General features: G+C 70.4%; 1 protein-coding gene. It reads right to left on the bottom strand.

Annotation, left to right across the window (positions count from 1 at the left end):
* Positions 1-1,580: replication initiator (locus E1182_RS30500; RefSeq protein ID WP_371687629.1), on the bottom strand; the 1,580-nt coding region annotated here is incomplete at both ends.

Here is a 1,580-nt window from a genome sequence, read left to right as displayed (position 1 = left end):
GGGGTCTTCGGGTCGGGCGAGTTCCCAGGCGTAGGCGGGTGGGTCGTCCTGGTCGACGGGGTTGGCCTGGTCGGCGCTGGTGGTGATGCCGAGGAGGTTGCGGACCCAAGCACGGGCGTCGGCCCGGTGGTCGGCGAGGGTTTTGCCCGACCAGTCGCGGGAGACGAGAATGCGCCGGCCGCCGATGCCGAGGGTGGCCCGTTGGTGGACCTTGCCCTTGCACCGTCCGGCTTGCAGGCGCCCGTGGGCCTTCTTCGGCTGGATGCCGTAGAGCAGCCAGTTGGCGCACCGGTCGTTGCACGGCGTGACCCGCAGTTCGTGCCAGAGCCGGTCGAGGTGGTCACGCTGCCGGTCGGACTCGGTCTTGTGGCAGTCTGCGGCGGACTTGGTGATGTACTTCGTGATGTAGCCGATCGTGCGCTGCGCGTGGACGGTGCCGGGGGTGACACCCTCGGCGCGGAGTTGGACGCCGAAGCGGACGACGTGGGCGGGTTGGGCGTCGGGGTCGGTGTCGATGGCGTCCAGGGCGTCAGCCCATCTGGTGAGCGGTTCGCGGGTGTCGGGGTCGACCCATTCGGCGCGGTCGCCGTCCCAGACCGGGAGCCGGTCGAGGGAGTACGCCGGCTTGTCGGTGGGCGGCCACCACACTTGGTGGTAGGTGGCGGCGGCGACCTGCCGCAGTACGGTGCGGGGGATGGTGCCGCGGATGGCGAAATGGGCGTGTGGGGCGAGGCGTCGTTGGGGCTCGACGCAGCCGGCGTATTGGACGTTCCAGCCCACGCACCGCCTGAGGTTCTGCCAGAACCGGTCGAGCAGCCGAGCGAAGTGCACGGCGTCCCAGGCCGCTCGCCGGTAGTCGTAGGTGTCGGGGTTGACGGGGGTGCCGTCGGGCAGGACGCGGCCGTAGGAGTCGAGGGTGAGTGTCAGCCACATCGAGGGTCGGTGTTGGGTGCCGTCGGGGGCGGTGTAGACCTTGCCGACGGTGCGGGGTTCGACCTTCTTGCGGGGTAGGTCGGGGGCGTCTTGGCGGCGGCGGGTGGACCGTTTGCGGCGCCCTCCCGGGTTGTCGTCATCGTCGCTGTCGTGGGGTGGGGCGATCTGCCCGCGAAGGCCCTCAGCGGCGATGGCTTCCTCTACCTCGGTGATGGCCTGGTCGATGGCGGGCACCTGGTCGAACTGGGCGGCGCGTTGGGCGTCGTCGCGGGCGAATTCGAGGTGTGCGCGCAGCAGGATCAGTTCTCGTTGCGCGTCGGTGGCCGGCTCTGGTGTGGGGGCGGGTTCGTCGGTGCGGTGCCATCCCTCCCGAATCTGGGTTTGCCGCAGCCGTCGGGCACGCTTCGCACACGGTGGGCATTTGTCTTCCCGCGTGGATCCGCAGGGCAGGTCAATGACCTCGGTCTGACCGGTGTGCAGGTCGGTACGGCGCAGCGTGACCGGGTGTAGGCAGACGCCGTACTCGGCGGCCATCTCCTTGAGCACCTGCCGCGACATCGGCAACGCCATCCGCGCAGCACGGGAACCGGCCGCCGGCGGGTCGACAGCAGCCGGCACGAGGACGGGTGGGGTGTCGGGGGTGAGGC

This window comes from Micromonospora sp. KC721, from assembly GCF_004348355.1.
Classification (GTDB): Bacteria; Actinomycetota; Actinomycetes; order Mycobacteriales; family Micromonosporaceae; genus Micromonospora.
Note: the sequence above shows the minus strand (reverse complement) of the source record. Positions and strands in the feature narration are given on the sequence as shown.